Source organism: Cohnella yongneupensis, from assembly GCF_042655785.1.
Classification (GTDB): Bacteria; Bacillota; Bacilli; order Paenibacillales; family Paenibacillaceae; genus Cohnella; species Cohnella yongneupensis.
This window is the reverse complement of record NZ_JBHSNC010000021.1, coordinates 64,085-84,103: the sequence shown is the minus strand read 5'-3', so window position 1 is coordinate 84,103 and position 20,019 is coordinate 64,085. Positions and strand designations below refer to the sequence as shown.

The window sequence follows — 20,019 nt, the reverse complement described above, 5'->3', positions numbered from 1 at the left end:
TTCCCGACACCCCTCTTAACGTACGGACAGCTCCAAATACCATCGGTATTGCCCGCCGCCCGCAACGATAGCCGCTTCCCCGCGGCTCATGGCATAGGCGAGGTCGTCCATTGTTCCCGTGGCGGGCTCGATGGCAATATGGTAATGTCCTCCGTATCCGCCGTAGTTGGCCCAGACAGCCAAGTAGGGTACCTGTTCGGCCGGAAACCCGAATTCGACCGTTTCGCCCGTAGCCGGATCGCTCAATTCCGCCCAACCGCGCTTCAACTTGTCTTTAAAATAATATTTTTCCGCGAAACGGCCTTTCGGCGGTTCAATGACGCTAAGATCGATCGAGGTATTAGGAATTTTCGGCCATGGCTGCAATGTTCCGAATTCGCCCAGTCGCCCCTGTGCCGAATAGGACACCTCGATCTGAGTAAGTTCTTCAGGTACGCGCAGCCGCATGCCTTCGCTCGCCTTAAAAAGCGGATGCGCCGCCCATAGGAAAGAGAAAGGCGAGTTGGACCGGTTCGTCAACTCGTAATCGATGCGGAGAGTGTCCTCCGATGTGAAGGAGACGACCTTATCCAGTGTATATTGAAATTGCCTGCCGTCAACGCTGCACCGTAATTGTTGCCCGGTAGCTTCGGCGTTCCATTCTAGCGACCAAACTTCGCCATGATCCGGAATGATTCGCTCGCGCCACGGCTCGTCCGGATAGGCGCAGACGTTAATGCCCGGGAACATCTCGTCCCAACCGCTTTCATCCCCGTGCGAGAACACGGAGCCATAGCCCAGGTTACCGAGCGGTTTTCCGCTGTGCCAGAGCCATTCCCTCCCCGTCCTTCGGTTCAGCAGAGATACGACTTTAGCGCCGAGCGCTGGTACGATGGTTACTGACACCTGCGAAGTGTTATATGTCCATGCCTTAAAGCCTTCTCTATCAGTCTGTATCCAGTCCGTCATGCCTATTCCTCGCTTCGGTCCCTTATGGACCATGGAATCGGTGCGCCCAGAGGCGTTTGACGAATTATATCGTACCGATCCCTATCGCACAATTCAAAATCTGGGCATTCGGATGTTCATTTTTTTGTCAACTGAACGCCCTCCGGCAATAATTCCTCGATGATCTGCCGGAGTTTCGGGTCATTATGAAGTTCCTCGCTCAAGATGGCCACAATGCCGCGATCTTCGCGAGAGCGGATCAATCGTCCCATCCCTTGCTGAAGGCGAAGCAACATATAAGGCAGATCGACTTCTTCGTAAGGCGATACCGACGCTTCACGCTTCGCTAAAATGACCGGCTCTTCCGGAGGGAAAGGCAACGACCACATGATGACATTCGATAGAGACGGACCGGGTATGTCTAATCCCTCCCATAGACTTACCGCGCACAGAACGCTTTGCTCATCCTGTTGGAAAGCGGAGATGAGATGGCTGATTTCCGCGTCCCCTTCGAACCAGAACCGCATGTCCGCGCACGCCGGAATAGAAGGGATCGACTCTTTGAAGCGGAGCAGATCCTTTTTATCGTTGAACAAGATCAACGCCCTGCCATCCGTTCGGGTCAACAGTCCGGCGGCAGCCTTCAGCTTCTCGTTGAACGAAGCGCCGCGGGGCCATTCCGGGGCCAGTACTTCCATCTGATTGATATATTCGTAAGGGGACTTCACGCTGAACGACAAATATCGCTCGATCCCTAGGCTGTCTGCGGTATATACGAAAGAACCTTTGACGGATAACGTAGCGGATGAGAAAATGACCGGCATTTGGAGGCCGAATACCCGTTCGCGAAGCACTTCCTTAACGGCTCTCGGCATAATGACCAAGGTGAGTCCGTCATCGCTTTCCGTTGCCCAGCTGATCGGCTTATCGGAACGCTGGAACAAACTTAAAGCTTTCTGTATCGTCTCCAGATGCTCTTCGACGATGCGAAGCTGGTAATCGTTCAAGGTGTAAAGCTCGCTTTCGAATACTAATTCTTCTTCGATCGCTTCGATCACTTGGCAGAACTGGCGCACCTCTTCAAGCAGTCGTTCGCTCAGCTTAATCCGCTTGCGATCCGAACCCGCGATATCCTCGCTCTGCCGCGAAAGCGTCTCGAACAGCGCTTCGCTCCGATCGATCGCTTCGTCGATACGCAAGGCTAACGTTTCGCGAATTTCATTTTGCAACAATCGGCTGATCAACTCTACGAATACCGAATGCTTCAAACGGTACGTCAACGCCTTCTGGGCGGCCGATTCCAGCAGATGCCCTTCGTCGAATACGACGGCGCAATGATCCGGCAGCAACGGCAGTTGACCTTCCCTTTTGCGTCCCTCGTACGTCCATACGTGTTCCATATAGAAATCATGCGAGCAGATGATCAAATCGCCGGATTTCCGGTAGTGCTCGCGGGATAACGTCTGTCCGCAACGATGTCTTTGCGGGCAAGTAAAGCAATCCTGAAACGAGTCCCAGCTGATCTTGTCCCACTGATGATCGTTCAAGTGCGGGTATTGCTTGCGGTCTCCGTAGGCATGGAACGTTTGCAGCGCTTCATGCTTATGGACGAATCCGGGCAATTCATAGTGCACCGTTTTATACAAATCCAAATCCTCGAAGCCTGCTTGCGCCTGATCCAACTTGACCAAACAAAGGTAACGATCCGGCGACTTAGCCAATCTCGCGTCGATCGCAAGGCTCAAATGCCGGGTCAGCTTGGCCAGATCTCCTTCCGGCTTCGCCAACTGTTCGATTAACGATTCGTCGGCGCAGGCGATAACCGCCGGCTTGCGCATGTAGCGCGAGTAACAGATCGCGTACAACAAATAGACGAGCGTTTTGCCCGTTCCTACCCCGGCTTCCGCGAACAGAGTCTGCTTCTCGGCGAACGCTCTTTCCATTTGGTAAGCCATATAAATTTGCTCGTCGCGCACCTCGAACCCGGCTTCGGGCAATATATCGTAGAACACGTCCGCGACCCATTCGCCTACCTGTTGAAGAAAAGGCCTGGCATGGTCATATTCAAAAGGGTATCGATTCAATGTTGGCTCTGCCTCCAAATTGTTCTATTCATAAAAAAGAAGCTCCGGGAGACCGGAGCTTCTTGCGATTGTATAGGTGGTGCGGTCAAGAGGACTCGAACCTCCACGTCATTGCTGACACTAGAACCTGAATCTAGCGCGTCTGCCAATTCCGCCATGACCGCATGCTATAAAGTGTATTCGAGGGTTTGTCTTCATCGCATTACCGCATTACTAACCAACCTTGTCTCGAGCACGTATCTTATAATAGCACGTGGCTTGAAGCGAAGTCAAGCCAGGCGAGGAAGTTCTAATTTTCAGTTAATGGTCTATCAATACGAAGGCGACACCGCGGTACCGCCGGGAATCGCCATCCCTTCCCAACCTTCGTCCGAAGCGAACTCCGTGTCCTGCAAATAGTCTTGCAAGTGGCTGCTGCGAAGCTTGTCCGGTTCGATTCCATGGAACAGCGTTCCGTTGCCTCCGGCCGCATGAAGCGCGCCGCCTACCTGCATCACGCCTTGCGATAGCGCGTGCCCGCCCGCCGTTGCGGCTACGACCGCTACGGCTTCCATGATCTGCCGATCGCTGGCGCCTTGCGCAAGCGCCTCTTGCACGTGATACTGCATCGAAATCTCGTTATTGGCGTATAGCGATACGCCTAGCGCGATCAATTGCTTCGTGAGCGCGTCCAACTCGCCGTCCGCGAGACATTGGCTCGCGAATTGATCATAAGCGTCCTCGACCTGCGGCAGCATAATGGACGTCCCCGCTTCACCCTCGTTATACTTAGCCAATTTTTGTTCCATTAACGACATGATTACACCCCCCGGCGTTTAACCGTACGTGATGAATGGATCTTGTCGTCTACTTTGCCACAATGAAGGGTAAATCATTCCACCCATTCGCGCGGTTCCGAAGCCAATTGCATCGGGTAGCCGCGCTTCACTTTAATGACTTTCCGATTCGGTCTGCGCATCAGTACGTATTCGTCGTCCCAAGCGACGACGATGCCGACCACGTCGTTCTGCTCGAGCGCGTCTCTGACTATTCGTACCTTTGTGCTATCCACGCGTAATTGATCCAGTTGATCGTCGTTCATCGTTATCGCTCCTTCATATAGATACAAAAACAACCCGCATGGATGGAATCCTCGCGGGTTGTTTCAAGCGCGCCCGCCGGGCGCTCACCCTACGTGCTCTCTCGTATCGTTCGTTTCATACCAGCAATCCAGCACTTTGCTCGACATGACCCGTTTGTTGACATATTCGGCTTGCTTCTCGGTGAACCGTTCCGTCCATGCGATGCCAAGCTCTTCGGATAGTCTGACGATCGTTAATAGCTCCGACCATGCGACATATCTTTTATACCAGAAAAATTGCGGATGCTCGATCATATACGGATACAAGTCGTCGAATTCCGTATGTTTGCAGTCGAGCGCGCGCTCGAAGTGGATTTTGGCCGCTTCAAGCTTAGCTAGAAAAAACTCACCTGACAGTTCAAGATTCCCCATTTGCTGCTCGCCTCCCCCTGCAAGTTACTCCTATTATACGATAAAGTAATTCAATTGGGAAAGAAGGTAATTGCTCCAATTCCGCGTCCGGTTACTCGCCGAACGTGATCGTATTGTCCTCGAGCGATTGGATTTTGACGAGCGTCTCGACCTTGAATCCAAGCTCGCGCAGCGTGCGGCCTCCGGCCTGGAACGACTTCTCGAGCACGATGCCGATGCCCGCGAGATTAGCGCCCGATTGCTCGATAATTTTGATTAGTCCTCTTGCCGCGTCGCCGTTGGCGATAATATCGTCTATGAAGAGCACCGAATCGTCCGGACTAAGCAGATGGCGCGACACGATCAGATCGGTGACGATCCCTTTGGTGAACGACGGCACGCGTTCGCAATAAGCATCCGGCTCCCCAAGCAGCGTCTTCTTCCTGCGCGCGAACACGAGCGGTACGCCTAGATGCAACGCAGTCGCGAACGCCACCGGTATACCTGACGATTCGACCGTGATGACCTTCGTGATCGGCGTTTCGGCGAACCGTTTGGCGAATTCCTTCCCCATCTCCATCGTCAGTTGCGGGTCGACGCCATGATTCAGCAGCGAGTCAAGCTTCAAGACGTCCGAATTAATAACGCTCGCTTCCTTCAAAATTCTCTCCTTAAGAATGTCCATGTTTCCTCCACCGCCCGTTTCTTTTCCGTTTAACTTATCATATCCTTTTCGCTCGCGCAACCAGTAAACAAGCTGAATTAAGGGGCTAAATGCTTAGCCCGTCACCCCCGTTTTTATCCATTTTACATTATCCGCAAGTCCTGTTTCGAAGCGACATTATGCGACAAAAGAACTGTTTTGCCAAGTTTTTCATGTTGGACGCAACTTTTGCCTGGTACAATGTGTCATACTAGATATAGCTATTGCGGAAGGGAGAAGATGGGACATGTTGGGTCACGCGAATCGATTGCTAGCCTTGTTATCGGTTATCGCTTTAAGCGCCGTTTTAACGTCTTGCAACGCTAACGAGCGCCCTAACGCCGCTTCCGAACCGAGCTCATCCGCTTCTCCTATCCAGAGTTTCGCCGCTTCTTCGCCCGATTCGCCGAGCTTCGAGCCTATATCTTCGCCACTTTCGGAGCCCGAGGCCGCAAACACGGCCGACTCATCGGACGATGATCAAGATAACGGCGTAGGCGTGTCCAACGCGCAGCCTTCGGACGATTCGCCGACCGTTGGGTCTCCTGTTATCGCGGACAAGCCATTCGACGGAGGCCATCCGATGCTTCACGGCATCGCGCTGATGGAAACCGATGCTTCGATCGAAAGTCGATTCGGCACGTCATCCGCGAAGTACGCACTGCCAGGCGATTCTACTACAATCGACATGTGGGATTATCCGGGATTTTCGGTCGGATTTAACTCGGACGGCTTAGTCGTCTTTATCGAGATTTCGTCCAGCGACGTAACTTCCGGCGTCTTGGGATTGACAACCGGCATTACCGGCTCGGAAGCCGCCGATCTGTTGCAAATTCTTGATCACCCGCAAACGCATGTGCTCACGATGGAAGTCACGGGCGGCTGGCTGAAGCTGGACCTCGATCCCGACACGCACGAAGTATTGTCTATCAAGCTGATCGGATCGCAATAACCTTTCGTTGCGTACTCCTCCCTTCCTATCGAAATCCCCTTCGCTCAGGTTGTCCCCCCTCCCTGAGCGAGGGGGATTTCTTGCATTCTCGCGCAAAAAAGCCATCCGCCGACCGGATTTCCCGTCGGTGGATGGCTTTGCGGCTTCCTGTGCAATTGTTATAGCTGACCCTTCTCCGCAAGGAGATGAACGGCCAGGATATACATCGCGTGCGACCAAGTCAGCGGTACGACCCAAGCGGTCTCGCCGGTGTTCTGATCAACCTGCTCCGGAAGTAAACCGGAAGGCGTCACGTGCTTAACCGCATAATCGAGCAGCTTGCGAGCGTCTTCGTAACGACCTTGGAGCGTCCGGTAATGGCTGAGCCACAACGTCGTTAAAATCCACGGATTGCCGCCGATATAATTATCGTTCTCGTAACGCTTAATACCTCCGACTTTCGGAGAAGTCAGCAAGCGCTCGATCGCGTCCGCCGTCTGAACCATCCGCGGCGAATCCACTGCTACGACGCCGAACGGCACGCTAAGTCCGAGCAAGCTGATATCGACGATCGGATCCACTTCGAGCACGTGCTTCCAATAGCCTTTGTTACGTTGGAACACGTGACCCGCTTCACCGCGTTCGATCGCTGCCTCGTATTCTCCCTTGGAGACGGTCAGCTTCACGCCGCGGTAATACGAAGAACGCTCGTCGTTCCAGCATAGCTCTTCGATCGACTCGGCGATCTTCCGCGCGACTTGTTCCCACTCCGTCGCAAGGTCTTCGCGTCCTTGACGGCGAGCGAATGATGCTGCGGCTTGCAAGCCTCCGAACACCGCGGCCGCGGAATACGTATGCTCCGCTTCCCGCTCTTCCCACAAGTCCCTGCTCGGCTTAGGCAATCCCGTCTCCTGGTCGATGTACGAGACGAGGAACGCCGCGCCCTTCTCGACCGCTGGCCATACGCGATCCAGGAAAGACTGTTGCTCTCCCGAATAGACGTAATAATCCCACATTCCCCATAACAACGAAGAACCTTCGTCGATTTGAAGTCCCCAATGCGGAGCGAGCCTTCCGTCGTGATAATGACGTTGCTGCCAAGAGCCGTCAGGATCTTGCGCGCTCAACGCCCATTCGTAGAACTTCTCGGACAGCGACCCGAGACCCGCTTTGTTGAACGCCGTCGTGACAAATGCGGCATCGCGGCCCCAGCTATACGCATATCCGCCGCAACGGCTGAAATTCTCGTCGAACTCCGGAGCGGCGACGATCGTCCCCGTCTCTTCGTCCGCCATCAGCTTCATCGCGAGCAGCGAACGCTCGTAAAGCTCGGCGATTGCCGGATCGTTACTCGGGCAAGGCGCCGCGGCGGCCAAGTAGTTCGCCCAATAGGATACCGTATCGTCGTACCAAGCGCTTTGCGGACGGCTCTTCGCTTCCGCCAACGCGGACAACGCTTCATTTCGGCCATGACCGGCCGCGATATAAATCGTAAGCTCGACCGTTTGCCCCGGAGCGACGTTAGCGAACGTCCAAAACATCGCCCCGTCCGGTTGCATGTCGATTTCGTTGCCATTTAACTCTCCGTTAGCGGCGGCATGCCATGCGCCCGATCCCGCTTGGTAACCCGCGCACTCGTGCGAGCTGCCGATAGCGAAAGCGTATTGGTGCCGATGATGCAGCAACGCGTCTTGTTCCCCCCGGAACTCGGTCGTTGCGTACAGTTCGTTTTCCGCGATTCGGAATGAGCCGTAATAATAAAACGTAATGTTCCGCGCCTCGTTGCCGTCGTTGGTCAGGCGATACGCCCGTACGAACAACGGTTGTCCAGGAACGGCATAATCGGTTTGCTCTACCTTAACCGGATATTCCGGACGGCTGGCGCTTACGCGATATGCGTTCGTGTGCGGCACGTATCCCGCCTTGTGTTGCCATCCCGCTTCGGCCTCGTCGAACCAGCTAACGCCCCCCGGCGTACGATCCAACAGAAGTCCCGTGCGGATTTCGTCCACGTGCTGCGGAAAATCGATGTGCGGCCACCATAGCCGATACAGTCTCCCGGTGTTGCCGAGCGACGCCAGCATGGCGGAATTGCCCGCAATGGCATCTACGAGATAAGGTTTCTTGCGAAGATGATCTTGCAGTCTTTCTTGGCTAATCATGAAGCAGCTCCTTTGAAGCCCGGAACGCTGGACGACTCTCCCGGGCCGGGTAATTTGAAATCTGCCCGAAGCGATTCCGCCGATTAGAGCACCTAACCGTCGGCTTGATCGCCTCCCCCTCGGGTCCGCGAATCGTCCTCAGTCTATTTTACAATAACTTTCCGTACGATCAACCATCTTTATGCAAATCTCGACAGACTTGTTATGAAAACCATATTGTTTGCAGCCACAGGGCGGCCAGAGTCACTAGCAACACCGGTACGGTGAGCAGAAACCCGTACTTCATGTACTGCGGCACGCTTAAGCTTACGCCGTCGCGGCGTAGAAGCTGCAGCCACAGCAGCGTAGCGAGCGATCCGATCGGCGTCAGCTTCGCGCCTACCGACATGCCGATCAAGCTGGAGAAAGGCAAAACGGCATGTCCTCCGTCTAACTCGGAGATCGATAACGACGAGACTAGAACCGCGGGCAAGTTATTGATGCCGGCCGCCAAGAGCGAGAACAGCGCCCCCGAGCCAAACACGATGCCGGATAATCCCGAATCGTCGAGCGGCCGCATGAGCGAAGAGAACCATACCGTCCCGCCGTGGAGGTGTACGCTGTACACGATCATGTACATAGACAGCGCGAACACGACGATGAGCCATGGCGTTCTGCGCAACAGCCGCGCAGAGTTCGCGCTTCGCGTGACGATCGCGGCGATCCATAACAACGCCGCCCCGCCGCACGCGATCGCAGATACGGGCCATCCCAATCGCTCGGAGAAGAAATAGAGCGCTAGAATGAGCGTCAATACGAGCCAAGAGAGCAGGAACACGCGACGGTCGCGGATGACGGACGCAGGCTCCGGGAACGCGAAGGTTTTGGCGCCGGACCGTTCGTCCGCCCGAATCGTACGGCCAAATAACAAGAGAAGCATGCCGATCGATGCGATCGACGCGGTAATGCCCGGGAACGCCATATGACGCGCGAAGTCGCCGAAAGAGATGCCGAAGAAGTCCGCGGTAAGAATGTTGGTCAGATTGCTTACCATGAGCGTCGCGCTAGCCGTATCGGCCATGAATCCTATAGCCAGCAAGAAGGCGATGCGCGCCTTGAAGCCCATGCCGAGCAAGGCGGTCGCTTCTAAGACGATCGGTGTCATGATTAGGATCGTTCCGTCGTTATTGAAAAACGTCGTAATCAAGCTCGCGAATACGGCAAGCCCGATCATCAATGCGATCCGGCGATGGTGGAACCTGCGAACGATATGCAAAGCGGCCCATTTAAAAAAGCCGTTGTCGTCCATTACGCCGGTCAACACCATAATTCCGATGAGCGATAACGTCGCGTTCCATACGACTTGCCATATGTAAGAGACGTCAGCCCACGCGAGCGTGCCGAGCGAGAGCAGCAACAGCGCGCCGGGGGCGGCGTAGACGGCTTCGTTCAAGCCTTTGGGCCGCCATAGGATCAGAATAAGCGTAACCGCGAACACGACAATCGATACGGGTAAAGCCATGTTGGACATCTCCTGGAGTCATGCCCGTCCGAACTTTCACATACGTTGATAGGAAGGGAGGACAAGTTTGGATTTGGGGGTTCCGTCTTATGAAACGTTGGGCGTTAAGCATACAAGTCGCATTCACCTTTATCGGAACCGTCGTAGGCGCGGGGTTTGCTTCCGGCAAGGAGGTCATGCAGTTTTTCACTCGCTTCGGCGCATGGGGGCCTTATCTGATCATCGTTTCCACGCTGTTTTTCGTCTGGATCGGCGCGAAGGTCATGCTTCTTTCCGCGGAGTTGAAAGCTAAGTCGTACGAGGACTTGAACAAGCATTTATTCGGCGAGAAAACGGGCAGATGGGTCAGCCATGTCATGCTGATCGTGCTGCTAGGCGTGAACGCCGTCATGTTGGCCGGCGCCGGCTCGATCTTCTCCGAGCATCTGAATCTAAGCTATCAAACCGGCTTAATCGTGACGATGTTCGCCTGCTACTTGCTGCTGCGCAAAGGTATGAATGCGATCATTACCGTGAATACGTTCGTCGTGCCGGTCATGATGGGGTTTACTTTATTTTTGATGTTCGAGACATTGCGCCATCCGGACTCCGGCCATTGGCTTCACGCGACAAGCGAAATATCGCCGTGGGCTGCCTGGCTGTCGCCTTTTCTGTACGCGGGATTTAATCTGTCGATGTCTCAAGCGGTGCTCGTACCGCTCGGATCCGCGATCGGAGACCCCCGCGTTCTGCGACGAGGGGCATGGATCGGCGGCATCGGGATCGGCATATTGCTGCTCGCCGGTCACCTGGCCTTGTCCGCGCGGATGCCCGGCATTAAGCAATTCGATATTCCGATGGGATTTCTCGCGCGCGAGCTTGGGGCATGGCTGCATTGGATTTATATTTTTCTGATTTTCATGGAAATTTTCTCGACGCTCGTCGCGGATATCTACGGCCTCACCCTGCAACTACATGAACGTATGAAAATCTCGCAAGGCGTCATTACGATGGCGTTGCTGTCGATCTGCTTCCTAGCCGGACAGTTCGGCTTCGGACTGCTTCTCTCGACGCTCTATCCGATATTCGGACTGCTAAGCCTAGGCTGGCTGTTCCTCATTACGCGAGACCGCCAGCGACCGCCGGGAGTGCCGCCGACGCCGCCGGTTACCGAAGAACTAGCTGCTTCGCGCCTGTAATGCCGCTCTCGAGCATTTCGGCTACGTGACGGTGGCAAGTGAACAAAATCATTTGCCTTCTCGTGGCCATTTCCCCGATTACGGGGAGCGTATTCCGAAGCCGCTTCTCATCGAAGTGAACGAACAGGTCGTCTAGCAGCAGAGGCAATGGATGCTCGGAAGACGCGGCGTCGCACAAGGCGAAACGCATGGAGAGGTACAGTTGCTCCTGCGTCCCTCTGCTTAGAAACGCGCTGTCGAGCAGATGACGGTTCGGCGTCACCGCGAGCAACGCGGATCGGTCGCCGGGAGCTACGATGCGGTCGTACGCTCCGCCGGTCATCTGGCGAAAATAACCCGAGGAACGCCGAAGCACCTCCGGCTGGCGCTCTTCCTCAAACACGGCTTTCGCGCGGGACATTAACCGGTCGCTTAACGCCAATACCGCGTACCGCTCCAATAGCGACTCCAGCTGGCTTTCCCGCTCTATGAGCGTCTGCCGCCGATCTTCCAGCTCCGCATCCGTCCGCAGGCGCTCCAGCTCCTGCATCAATCTACCCCGCCGGTCCAGCCATTCGGTTCGCTGCCGCTCTTCCGCCGCTAACGCCGCGTTCTGCTCCGCAAGCGCGACGGCCAACGCCGCTTCGTCGTGCTCGTTAAGCCGCGCGTACAGCTTCTCTCGCGCCGCCTCCGAGCGTCCGGACTCCAGACGAAGCTGCGCGTCGCGTAGCTCTCGGCGAAGCTCCCTGCTCCTCTCGTCGACCCTAAGCCGAAGCTCCAGCTCCGCTTCGTCGGCAACCCGGTATTCCGCGAGAAACGCCGCGAGCTCTTCCGCCGCTTCCCGAGCCTGTTCGCTTAGCTTATCGGCATGGGCTCGCGAAGCTTCCCGCTCGCGATCGATCGTTTCCGCTTCGTGCCTCGATTGCCGATGTTTCAGCGCTTCGACGTAAAGCCAACGTATCCCGAGCACGCTATCCGAGGCGAGTGCCGCAGGCAAGCTTGACGTCTCGATCACCGCGTTAGCCGCTTGCGCGAATTCGTCCACCGTTTGCCTGATCGTATGTAACCGATCGGATACGCGCTGCAATTGACGCAACGTCGCGAGCGCTTGATCCGCTTGGTTGAACAGCTCCGGCACGCTATCCGGCGTAAGCCCCGCAGGCAATCCGTGCCGCTGCAGCCACTGCTGCCAAAGCGATTTCAGTTCCTCGATGCGGTCCTTGGCTTTAACCGCATCCCGCTCTATCGCCTCTGACTCCGTCCGCAGCTCCTTCATGCGCTGCTGCCGTTGTTCGCGTCCGGCTGCCGCTCGATCGCGGCGTTCCAGCTCGTCGAGGCGCGCATGTACCGATTCGCGAAGACGTCTCCACGTATCGTCCGCTTTCGTAGACGGATTCGTGAGGCTCTCCGCCATCGATTCCGGATTTACGATCAGGCGGCTCAGCCGCTCGACGACCTGCTGGCGTTGCGCGCGGATTCTCGCTTGCGTCGACTCGCTAAGAGCATTTGCATAAGGGAGTTCCGTCGCGACCGAGCGCGCCGTTGCCTCCTTGTAGGCACGGTACGCGAGCGTCGCGAGTACGCCCGACGCGAGCAATAGTACCGCGGTTCCGGTCGCGACTAACGGCGACACGGCTCCTCCGTCGCTTAACGCGAACGGGAGAGCGATCCCCGCGACTGCAAACACGACGGCCGCGCCGCCTGGCAACCACGCAGGGATTGCGCTTGGCTGCTGGTTAGGCGATCGACGCGAACGCCCGCCTCTGCCGTAAGCGGCATCTGTGCCGATTGCTGGTTCTGAGTCCGCCGCTGCGTCGATCGGCAACACGCGTTCATAGGCGCGCATCGCATCTTCAAGCGCATGCCATGCTTGAAGTAAATGCGTACGATTGCTCGGTAAGAACGTATAAGGATGCCCATTTCCATTAGGTGAACCCGAATAGGCGGGTTCACCCACCCCGTTGCCGTCGATCTTGTCGTCGCTTGCTTCATCCGCTTCCGCTTGCAGCGCATCTTGCATGCGCGCGATACGTTTGAGTTCGCCTTGGATCGGCTGAAGCGCGCGCTCCGACTCTTCCCAGTCTCTCATAAGGCGGCGAAGCTGCTCCCGCTCGGACAAAGCGCCTCCGAACGCTCGCAGCTCGGCTTCTCCCCAGTCCGCGGACAAGCGCGACAACGAAGCGGACAGCATCTCGTCCAGCATGCGACGTTCGGCTTCCAGCTCCGCTTCCTCTTCCCGTCTGGCCGCAATCCCTTCGCGAAGCGACTCCAGCCGCTCAAGCTCCGGCAAAGCAGCCATAAGGGATTCCGACCACACGTGCGCCTCGCGTGCCCGGGCGAGTTCCTCTTGAGCAGCATGAGCCTGCTCCAGCTTGCCGGCAATCTCTCCACGCCGCGCCTTCAGCTCCGTCCAGCGCAATTGCGCCGCCTCCGGTAACAGCGGAGCCGTCGGATCGGGCAGCGAGCCGCGAACCTCTTCGTCCGATAGCCGCAGCGACTGCGACTTAATCCACCATTCGCGCAGCTCGAAAGCGCTCTGCGCTTCGGCCGCCAGCTCTCTCAATCTCGGGAGCACCCGTTCCGACTCGGCAATCCGGCCCACGGTTTCCTGCAGCTCCGCCGTGCGATCGTAGAACTGTTGCAAATGATCCCTGCTTTGCCTAATGGCCGCCTCCGCTTCCTTGATCGCAGCCATTAGCTTATTCATCTCTTGCGTAACGCCCTTCGGACGGTATAGCTTATCCATCTCCGCGGCGATCCGGCGTCTTGCCCCTGTAAGCGCGGCCCCGCCGGCTAGCCCGGCGTGGTACAAGTAGTTGCCGATCTCTTCGCCTTGCAGCGAGCGAAGCTGATGAAGCTCGTCCAGCGACACGGAGAATAGCTGCCGAAACAGCTTTTCGTTAATGCCGCCGAGCGCAAGACGCTCCCACTCCGCTTGCGACAGCTGTCGCTCGAGCCCTCCGGCGTCCCGGACGGTCAGTCCGGAGCCGCGCTCCGCGTACCGCTCCACGAGCCATTCGCGGCCGTCCTGCCCGTGCAGGAGAAGCCGCCCGCCATGCCGTCCTCCGCGTACGGGTTCTCCGCGCTCGACCATCTCTTTGCGCGTCGGAAACCCGTACAGCATGCTGCGGATAAATCGCAGCAGCGTGCTTTTGCCGGCCTCGTTAGGTCCATAAAGGACAGTAACGGATGCATCCAACGTCAACTCTACGCCTTGCAGCGCGCCGTATCCATCTACCTGTAGCTCGCGAATGAACATCCCGTTACCTCCTCCTACTCGATATCGTTCGTTTACTGTTCCTCCCGCAACAGCGAGACCGACAGCTCCATCGCTTGCCGGATCCATTCGGCCCGTTCTTCGTGGCTTCGCGAATCCAACCAGCCTCGGAGCGCGGGCTGCTTGCGAAGCGATTCCAGCGCTTCCTTGAACAACGCGGAAGAACGCTCCTCGTCGTCGCTAGCTTCAAGGCCGATCCGCAGCATTTCGCCGACGAATCCTTCTTCCTCCGCTGCGGCTTCGAGCCGCAGTAGGCTGCTCGTCCGCACGGCGATCGCCTCCGGCCACAACCAGTCGCCCTCGGCATCGTCCGGGGCGCCTACCCAGTCTCTGAGCTCTGCCAGCCATTCTTCGGCGACCGACGGCTCTAGCAACCGCTCGTGCAGCGCACCTCGGCCTTCCAACCGCAGGCGGGCGACGACTGGCCGCCCTTGAGATGACATACGCATTTCTTCGACGGCCGCAAGCAGCCGTTCTTTAAGCTCTTGCTCGCGTTCGATGCCCGCTATGGAAATCACCGACTCCCGCCACAACACGTCGGCCACGTCGACGAACTTCATCTCGACGCCGCCGGTCGACGAGACCTTCACGATGTATGCGCCTTTGCTATCCGTCTCGCGAATGCTGCGCCCTTGCAAATTGCCTGGATAGACGACGTGCGGATACTCGTGCAGAACGCGCCGGCCATGCACGTGGCCGAGCGCCCAATAATCGAAGCCTGCCGCGACTAATTCATCGAGCCGGCAGGGCGCGTAGTTGTCGTGCGCGGGATCTCCGTCGACGTTGGCGTGAAGTACGGCAATATGAAACGTGGCACCTTCGCTCCGTACAAACCGAAGCGCTAAATTATCGGTGACGGCAGCGTTCGGATAGGAAATGCCGTACACGTTCGCGACGACTTCTCCCCCGCGCGCGTGCGCCGGCAAGCATCCCACATCGTCCGAACCGAACACAAAAAGCCCCGGAGGCGGATCCAGCATCGCCTGGCGTCCGCTCTCCGGGTCGTGGTTGCCGTGAACGGCGAACACTTCAATGCCCTGTTCGGTCAACTCCGTCAAGGCGCGTTGCAGCCTCAGCTGCGCGCGAAGCGACCGGTCGGCGGCATCGTACAAGTCGCCCGAAAGGACGACGAAATCGACTTTTTCCCGCTTCGCGGCATCGACCAACCGGCGCAACGCGGCGAAAGTAGCCTCGCGCAGCCGGCTTCGCACCGCCTCGGGCGCCTTAGCCAAGCTCTTGAAAGGACTGTCCAAGTGCAAATCCGCCGCATGCATGAACGTAAAAGGAACCCCCACGGCGTTCAAGCCCCTTTCTCGTTATCCTGTCGTCGTTCCCTGACCGAATGAAGTATAAATGCGTTTCAACTGTCCGATGACGCGATTGAGCGAATACGTCTTAACCGCTTTGTTCCAGCCCGCCCGGGCCATCTCGTACCGAAAGTGCGGATCGTTGATGACCGTCTCCAGCGCGTCGGCCAGCTTAACCGGATCTTCCGGCGGCACGAGCAGCCCGTTCACCCCGTCTTGGATTTGCTCGGCAATGCCGCCTACGTTCGTACCGACGAGCGCGAGCAAACAGAGCGCGGCTTCCGCGAATACGGAACCGAACGACTCCGCCCGGGACGGCAACACGAACACGTCGAAGAACGGAATCATCTCTTCCGGATGAAGCATGTACCCGTAGAAAATCGTATCGTCATAAATACCGAGCCGCTGCGATAGCTGCTCGAGTTCCTCTCGGGCAGGACCGTCCCCGATAATATGAAGCACGAACTGGCAATTCCGCTTCCGAAGCTCCGCGCACGCCTTCAGCAGGATATCCAAGCCCTTGGCCGGAACGAGCCGGCAGACGGAGACGAGCTGCGTGACCGCATTTTCGTGCGAAATCGGCTTGAAGCGCCGTTCGTCGTAACCGTTCGGAATGACTTCGATCTTCTCCGGATGTTCCATGTAACCGCCCATATATTGCGCGAAAGACTTCGATACGGTCAGCATGCGGTCGGTCCGATGCTCGAGCTCCCTATAGATGGACGTCAGGAATCGATGCTCCGGTCCGCCTTCGGCGATCCGTCCGTTCAGAATAAGCTCCTTCTCGAAGCTGGAGTGAACGGTCATCATGATCGGCGTATCCGTAAAATGATGCTTCATCGCGAGCGCCGCGATCGGATGATGCGCGTGGATCAAGTCGAACTTTTGCTGGGCCAGCCGCAGCTTTACCCACCAAATATAGTCTTTGTAGGTTTGTATATATTTGTCTACAATCGCGTTACCGGCGTATTGCCGCCAATCGAACGTCTCGAACTCTATCTCTTCGTGACCTTTGTTGCGGATTCGTTTCGGTAGCGAGAAAAGTTCCATCTCCCAGCCGAGTTTACGGAACCGTTCCCTGATATGGGGCACCATGGACGAGACGCCTCCCGGTTGCTCCGGAGGGAAAAATAGCGCCTGCAAAATGTTCAAGGCCGATTCCTCCTCTCTTCCTATGCCTAAAAGCCTATCTACTGACTCTTTTAGAACGGCTCTAAAATATGATATTATAGAAACGTATGTTCTGCAAGCTAAATGGTCGTACATAAAGGAGCCGCTGATGGACTTGCCCATGCATACAATCGACATTTCAGGCCAATTGTTCACTTCCACGATGACTGTCGTCATCGTCGGCCTAATGCTATTCATGTCTTACCGGCTTCAAGGGAGCAACCGCAGGCAAGCGTTCCGGTCGTTGCTCGTCTCGCTCGTCATTATATTGTTCTATAACCTGCTTCAATTGGCAATCGCGGTGAATGCCGCCAAGCCGAGCGCATGGATCGTATTCGGCGGCAAGCTATTACAAGTATATGCGTTCATCGTCATCAATTTCGCGATATTTGAGCTTTATCACCGCAGACGCCCCCGTACGCGGCTGTGGCTGTTCGGCTTGCTCGTCGTCGCCCTCGTCATCGGCATAGCCGACTTTATGCCGGACGCTCCCGCGGAAGCCGCAGCCGACTTGGCGGTCAACGTGCGCACGACGCCCGTCCTGGACGGCTTCATGCTGCTGCTGTCGCCACTATTCGCGCTCATGTTCGCGCCTCACATCGGCCAGCCTCGCAAATATTTGGCTTCGCTTTTCGTTTCGTTCGCATCGCAGCTAACGATCATCGTAGGCGCTTACGGCTTCGCCGAGCCCCGCGGATACGGTACGTTGAGCGGGCTGCTTACGGTGATCTACTATTGCCTGCTCTTCCTGCTGCTGTTCGAGCGCGTCGTCGAGCTGCTGCAATCCGTCTACCGTTCGTCGATCACGGACGGCCTTACGAACTTGTACAACCGCCGCTACTTCATGGGCAAGCTCGAACAGCTGGTTAGATCCGGCCGGCCGCATGGCGTCATCTTCTGCGACATCGACAACTTCAAACGCCTTAACGATACGCAAGGTCATCACAAAGCGGATATCGTGCTGAAGCAAGTCGCGGCCATTCTGACGGAAGAGACCGAAGGGATCGGCCTCGCCGGACGTTACGGCGGCGAAGAGCTCGTCGCGATCGTCGCCGGCCCGAGCAGCGCCTTGATGCAGACCGCGGAAGCTATTCGCGCAAGAACGGAGAAGGAAAGCCTCGTTACCGTCAGCGTTGGCGTTCGTCTATACGAAGCCGGGGTTACGGCCGAACAGCTCATGAAGAACGCGGACCAAGCGATGTACCATAGCAAGACGAACGGTAAGAACCGCGTTACCGATTTCGCGAAGCTCAAGGGAGCGAGCTAGCTCCTGTCGTTCGATGGCGGTATTTGCCCAAAATCAAATGCCATGGGGTAAATGTCCAATCTACGACCGTCCTTCTTCATAAAATAAGTGTAGACCGAGGCGAAAGACATCCCGATCAGGGACCTGAGCCCGGCATCCCAACACATTATGTTCATGAAGGAGGAGTATGCATGTCCGGTGTAGTTGGCGGGTACGGAGCAGCTGCAGCCTTGGCTCTGGTTCTTTACGTCTTACTTGTTATCATCCTCAAAGCAGGTTACTGAGTTCCCAATTGAACTTACATTAGGGTCCGCCTTGCTTAGAGCAAGTCCGGCGTGCGCTGGCTTGCTTTTTTTTTGATTTTGCATATATACCCGTTACGCAAGCACATGCTTCTCTAAGGCGAGCGCAACGCCGTCTTCGTTATTCGATAACGTGATTTCATCCGCCTCCGCCTTCACTTCCTCCGGAGAGTTATCCATCGCGATGCCCAAGCCGGCGAACGAGATCATGCCCAGATCATTATAATAATTGCCGATCGCCAGCACTTGCTCGCAGGGTACCCCTCTCATGGCAGCCAGCTGTCTCAGCGCTGTCCCCTTCGATGCCTGGAAGTGCTGCACGTCGATGAAATAGTCGCCGCTTCTCACCGTCTGCAGCTCGTGCTGCCAGTCGCTCCATGCCGCTTCCGCGTCGTCGAGCGCTTCCTTCGATGCGAACATCGAAATTTTGACCAAGCCTTCCGGCATTCCATCCTCGGCTGACCGAATAATCGGATTCGCGAACATGCGCTTGTACATCTGCGAAGTATGATCGTCCACAGACTCTACATAGAGATCGAATGCGGTGTTCATATCGTAATGAATACCGCGCTCCCGCGCAAAATGAACATAACGCTGCGCCTGCTCGAGAGGAATCGCCGTCTCCGCGATAATGTTGCGCGTCGCGCTGTCGACGATCGAGGCGCCGTTATGCGTGATCATCGTCCCCTCTAACCCGAGCTCGGCGAGCACGGGCAACGCGCTCGTCGAACCTCGACCCGTGCATAATACGATCTCCGCGCCCCTCTCGGCGGCAGCTCTAACCGCCTCCCTCACACGCGGCGTTACTTCGTGGTGGTCGTTGATCAACGTTCCGTCAACGTCCAATGCGATTATCCGATACGTCATGCCAACCCATCCTTCCGGTAATTACGCAAGCTGTCTACTTCTTCCTCGCTCAACTCCCGCCATTCGCCGGGCGATAGCGACGGATCCAACGCCAGCGGCCCCATGGAAACGCGGCGAAGGTAGAGCACCTTCTTGCCGACCGCCTCGAACATTCTTTTCACTTGATGAAATTTTCCTTCATGGATCGTAAGCTCGATCCAACTTAGCGGAGACTCCGTATAATCTAATGCGATCGCTTGACGCGCGATGTTCGCGGCTTCGCTCAGCTCGGCAACGTTCAGTTCCACATCGTCAGACAGGCCAATAGCGGCAGCAGGATCCGTTGCCGACGCGAGTACGCTTAACTGCGCAGGCATCGTCACGTAACCGTCTTCAAGCGTCACCCCTTGGGTGAACGCCGCGGCGTCCGACGACCCCACTTCGCCCGCTACCAAAGCTCTGTACGTCTTCGGCACGTGCTTGCGCGGCGATAGCAGCTCGTGAGCGAGCTTCCCGTCGTTCGTCAGTAGCAGTAAACCTTCGGTGTCTTTGTCGAGCCGCCCGACCGGGAACGGAGATAGTACGGTTACGTCCGTATCAAGCAAATCGAGCACCGTGCGGTCCCGGTTATCTTCCGTCGCGGATACGACTCCCGCGGGCTTATGAAGCATTACGTAGACGGTATCCCGGTATTGAATCGTCTCGCCGTCTAGCACGACGACGTCTTTGTGTGGGTTAATCTGCATGCCCGGGTCTTTCGCGCGTTGGCCGTTTACGTTGACCGCGCCTTGCTTGACGAGGATTTTGATGCCGCTTCGCGTGCCGTACCCGAGATTGCCGAGCATTTTATCCAATCGGATCGTTGTTTTCATTCTTTATTCCACCTTTTATGCAGTTGGGGCAGTTTGTTGTCATTATTATAACTTCGGTTTTTC

16 protein-coding genes and 1 tRNA gene are annotated in these 20,019 nt (G+C 56.5%); 3 read left to right on the top strand and 14 right to left on the bottom strand.

Annotated features, from left to right (window positions below):
- Positions 1 to 15: 15 nt before the first annotated feature.
- From ACFPQ4_RS06960 to ACFPQ4_RS06930, 7 genes are all read right to left on the bottom strand, one after another.
- Positions 16 to 948 (bottom strand): aldose epimerase family protein, encoded by a 933-nt coding sequence (locus ACFPQ4_RS06960; RefSeq protein ID WP_378111056.1) that lies wholly within the window; start codon positions 946 to 948, stop codon positions 16 to 18.
- Positions 949 to 1,064: 116 nt separating this feature from the next.
- Positions 1,065 to 3,011 carry an ATP-dependent DNA helicase gene (locus ACFPQ4_RS06955; RefSeq protein WP_378111055.1) on the bottom strand — a complete coding sequence of 649 codons (1,947 nt, stop codon included), beginning with the start codon at positions 3,009 to 3,011 and terminating at the stop codon, positions 1,065 to 1,067.
- 77 nt (positions 3,012 to 3,088) lie between these two features.
- Positions 3,089 to 3,175, bottom strand: a tRNA-Leu gene (locus ACFPQ4_RS06950).
- A gap of 147 nt (positions 3,176 to 3,322) precedes the next feature.
- Positions 3,323 to 3,808 carry a carboxymuconolactone decarboxylase family protein gene (locus tag ACFPQ4_RS06945; RefSeq protein ID WP_378111054.1) on the bottom strand — a complete coding sequence of 162 codons (486 nt, stop codon included), beginning with the start codon at positions 3,806 to 3,808 and terminating at the stop codon, positions 3,323 to 3,325.
- 74 nt (positions 3,809 to 3,882) lie between these two features.
- Positions 3,883 to 4,092, bottom strand: a complete 210-nt coding sequence (locus ACFPQ4_RS06940) for a hypothetical protein (RefSeq protein ID WP_378111053.1) — start codon at positions 4,090 to 4,092, stop codon at positions 3,883 to 3,885.
- A gap of 84 nt (positions 4,093 to 4,176) precedes the next feature.
- On the bottom strand, positions 4,177 to 4,503 hold the full coding sequence (locus ACFPQ4_RS06935; RefSeq protein WP_378111052.1) for a hypothetical protein: 327 nt from the start codon (positions 4,501 to 4,503) through the stop codon (positions 4,177 to 4,179).
- Between the two features lie 91 nt (positions 4,504 to 4,594).
- Positions 4,595 to 5,167, bottom strand: a complete 573-nt coding sequence (locus ACFPQ4_RS06930) for a xanthine phosphoribosyltransferase (protein ID WP_378111051.1) — start codon at positions 5,165 to 5,167, stop codon at positions 4,595 to 4,597.
- Between the two features lie 265 nt (positions 5,168 to 5,432).
- On the opposite strand from ACFPQ4_RS06930, the gene ACFPQ4_RS06925 reads away from it, so the two are divergent.
- On the top strand, positions 5,433 to 6,137 hold the full coding sequence (locus ACFPQ4_RS06925) for a hypothetical protein (RefSeq protein ID WP_378111050.1): 705 nt from the start codon (positions 5,433 to 5,435) through the stop codon (positions 6,135 to 6,137).
- A gap of 158 nt (positions 6,138 to 6,295) precedes the next feature.
- Here ACFPQ4_RS06925 and ACFPQ4_RS06920 read toward each other — a convergent pair whose 3' ends face one another.
- Both ACFPQ4_RS06920 and ACFPQ4_RS06915 read right to left on the bottom strand, forming a co-directional pair.
- A complete protein-coding gene (locus ACFPQ4_RS06920) occupies positions 6,296 to 8,278 on the bottom strand; it encodes a glycoside hydrolase family 15 protein (RefSeq protein ID WP_378111049.1) in 1,983 nt (660 codons plus the stop codon).
- A 202-nt stretch (positions 8,279 to 8,480) separates the two neighbouring features.
- Positions 8,481 to 9,779, bottom strand: a complete 1,299-nt coding sequence (locus ACFPQ4_RS06915; RefSeq protein WP_378111048.1) for an ArsB/NhaD family transporter — start codon at positions 9,777 to 9,779, stop codon at positions 8,481 to 8,483.
- Positions 9,780 to 9,868: 89 nt separating this feature from the next.
- On the opposite strand from ACFPQ4_RS06915, the gene ACFPQ4_RS06910 reads away from it, so the two are divergent.
- Positions 9,869 to 10,957, top strand: a complete 1,089-nt coding sequence (locus ACFPQ4_RS06910) for a YkvI family membrane protein (RefSeq protein WP_378111047.1) — start codon at positions 9,869 to 9,871, stop codon at positions 10,955 to 10,957.
- On the opposite strand, the gene ACFPQ4_RS06905 is transcribed toward ACFPQ4_RS06910, so the two are convergent.
- From ACFPQ4_RS06905 to ACFPQ4_RS06895, 3 genes are read right to left on the bottom strand one after another with little or no spacing between them, the layout of a single operon-like run.
- On the bottom strand, positions 10,926 to 14,195 hold the full coding sequence (locus tag ACFPQ4_RS06905) for an AAA family ATPase (protein ID WP_378111046.1): 3,270 nt from the start codon (positions 14,193 to 14,195) through the stop codon (positions 10,926 to 10,928). The two genes, ACFPQ4_RS06910 and ACFPQ4_RS06905, sit on opposite strands and share 32 nt — an antisense overlap.
- A gap of 32 nt (positions 14,196 to 14,227) precedes the next feature.
- Positions 14,228 to 15,508 carry a metallophosphoesterase family protein gene (locus tag ACFPQ4_RS06900; protein ID WP_378111110.1) on the bottom strand — a complete coding sequence of 427 codons (1,281 nt, stop codon included), beginning with the start codon at positions 15,506 to 15,508 and terminating at the stop codon, positions 14,228 to 14,230.
- Positions 15,509 to 15,529: 21 nt separating this feature from the next.
- The gene (locus ACFPQ4_RS06895) at positions 15,530 to 16,672 is read right to left on the bottom strand and encodes a glycosyltransferase family 4 protein (RefSeq protein ID WP_378111045.1); all 1,143 of its coding nucleotides are present in this window, start codon (positions 16,670 to 16,672) and stop codon (positions 15,530 to 15,532) included.
- Positions 16,673 to 16,811: 139 nt separating this feature from the next.
- Here ACFPQ4_RS06895 and ACFPQ4_RS06890 point away from each other — a divergent pair, with 139 nt between their 5' ends.
- Positions 16,812 to 17,957 (top strand): GGDEF domain-containing protein, encoded by a 1,146-nt coding sequence (locus tag ACFPQ4_RS06890; protein ID WP_378111109.1) that lies wholly within the window; start codon positions 16,812 to 16,814, stop codon positions 17,955 to 17,957.
- A gap of 356 nt (positions 17,958 to 18,313) precedes the next feature.
- Here ACFPQ4_RS06890 and ACFPQ4_RS06885 read toward each other — a convergent pair whose 3' ends face one another.
- Together ACFPQ4_RS06885 and ACFPQ4_RS06880 are read right to left on the bottom strand one after the other, a co-directional pair.
- Positions 18,314 to 19,105, bottom strand: coding sequence for a Cof-type HAD-IIB family hydrolase (locus ACFPQ4_RS06885; protein ID WP_378111044.1), 792 nt, complete (start codon positions 19,103 to 19,105; stop codon positions 18,314 to 18,316).
- Complete coding sequence (locus ACFPQ4_RS06880) at positions 19,102 to 19,956, bottom strand: pseudouridine synthase (protein ID WP_378111043.1); 855 nt, start codon at positions 19,954 to 19,956, stop codon at positions 19,102 to 19,104. Before ACFPQ4_RS06880 ends, ACFPQ4_RS06885 begins: the two co-directional genes overlap by 4 nt.
- Positions 19,957 to 20,019: the final 63 nt, after the last annotated feature.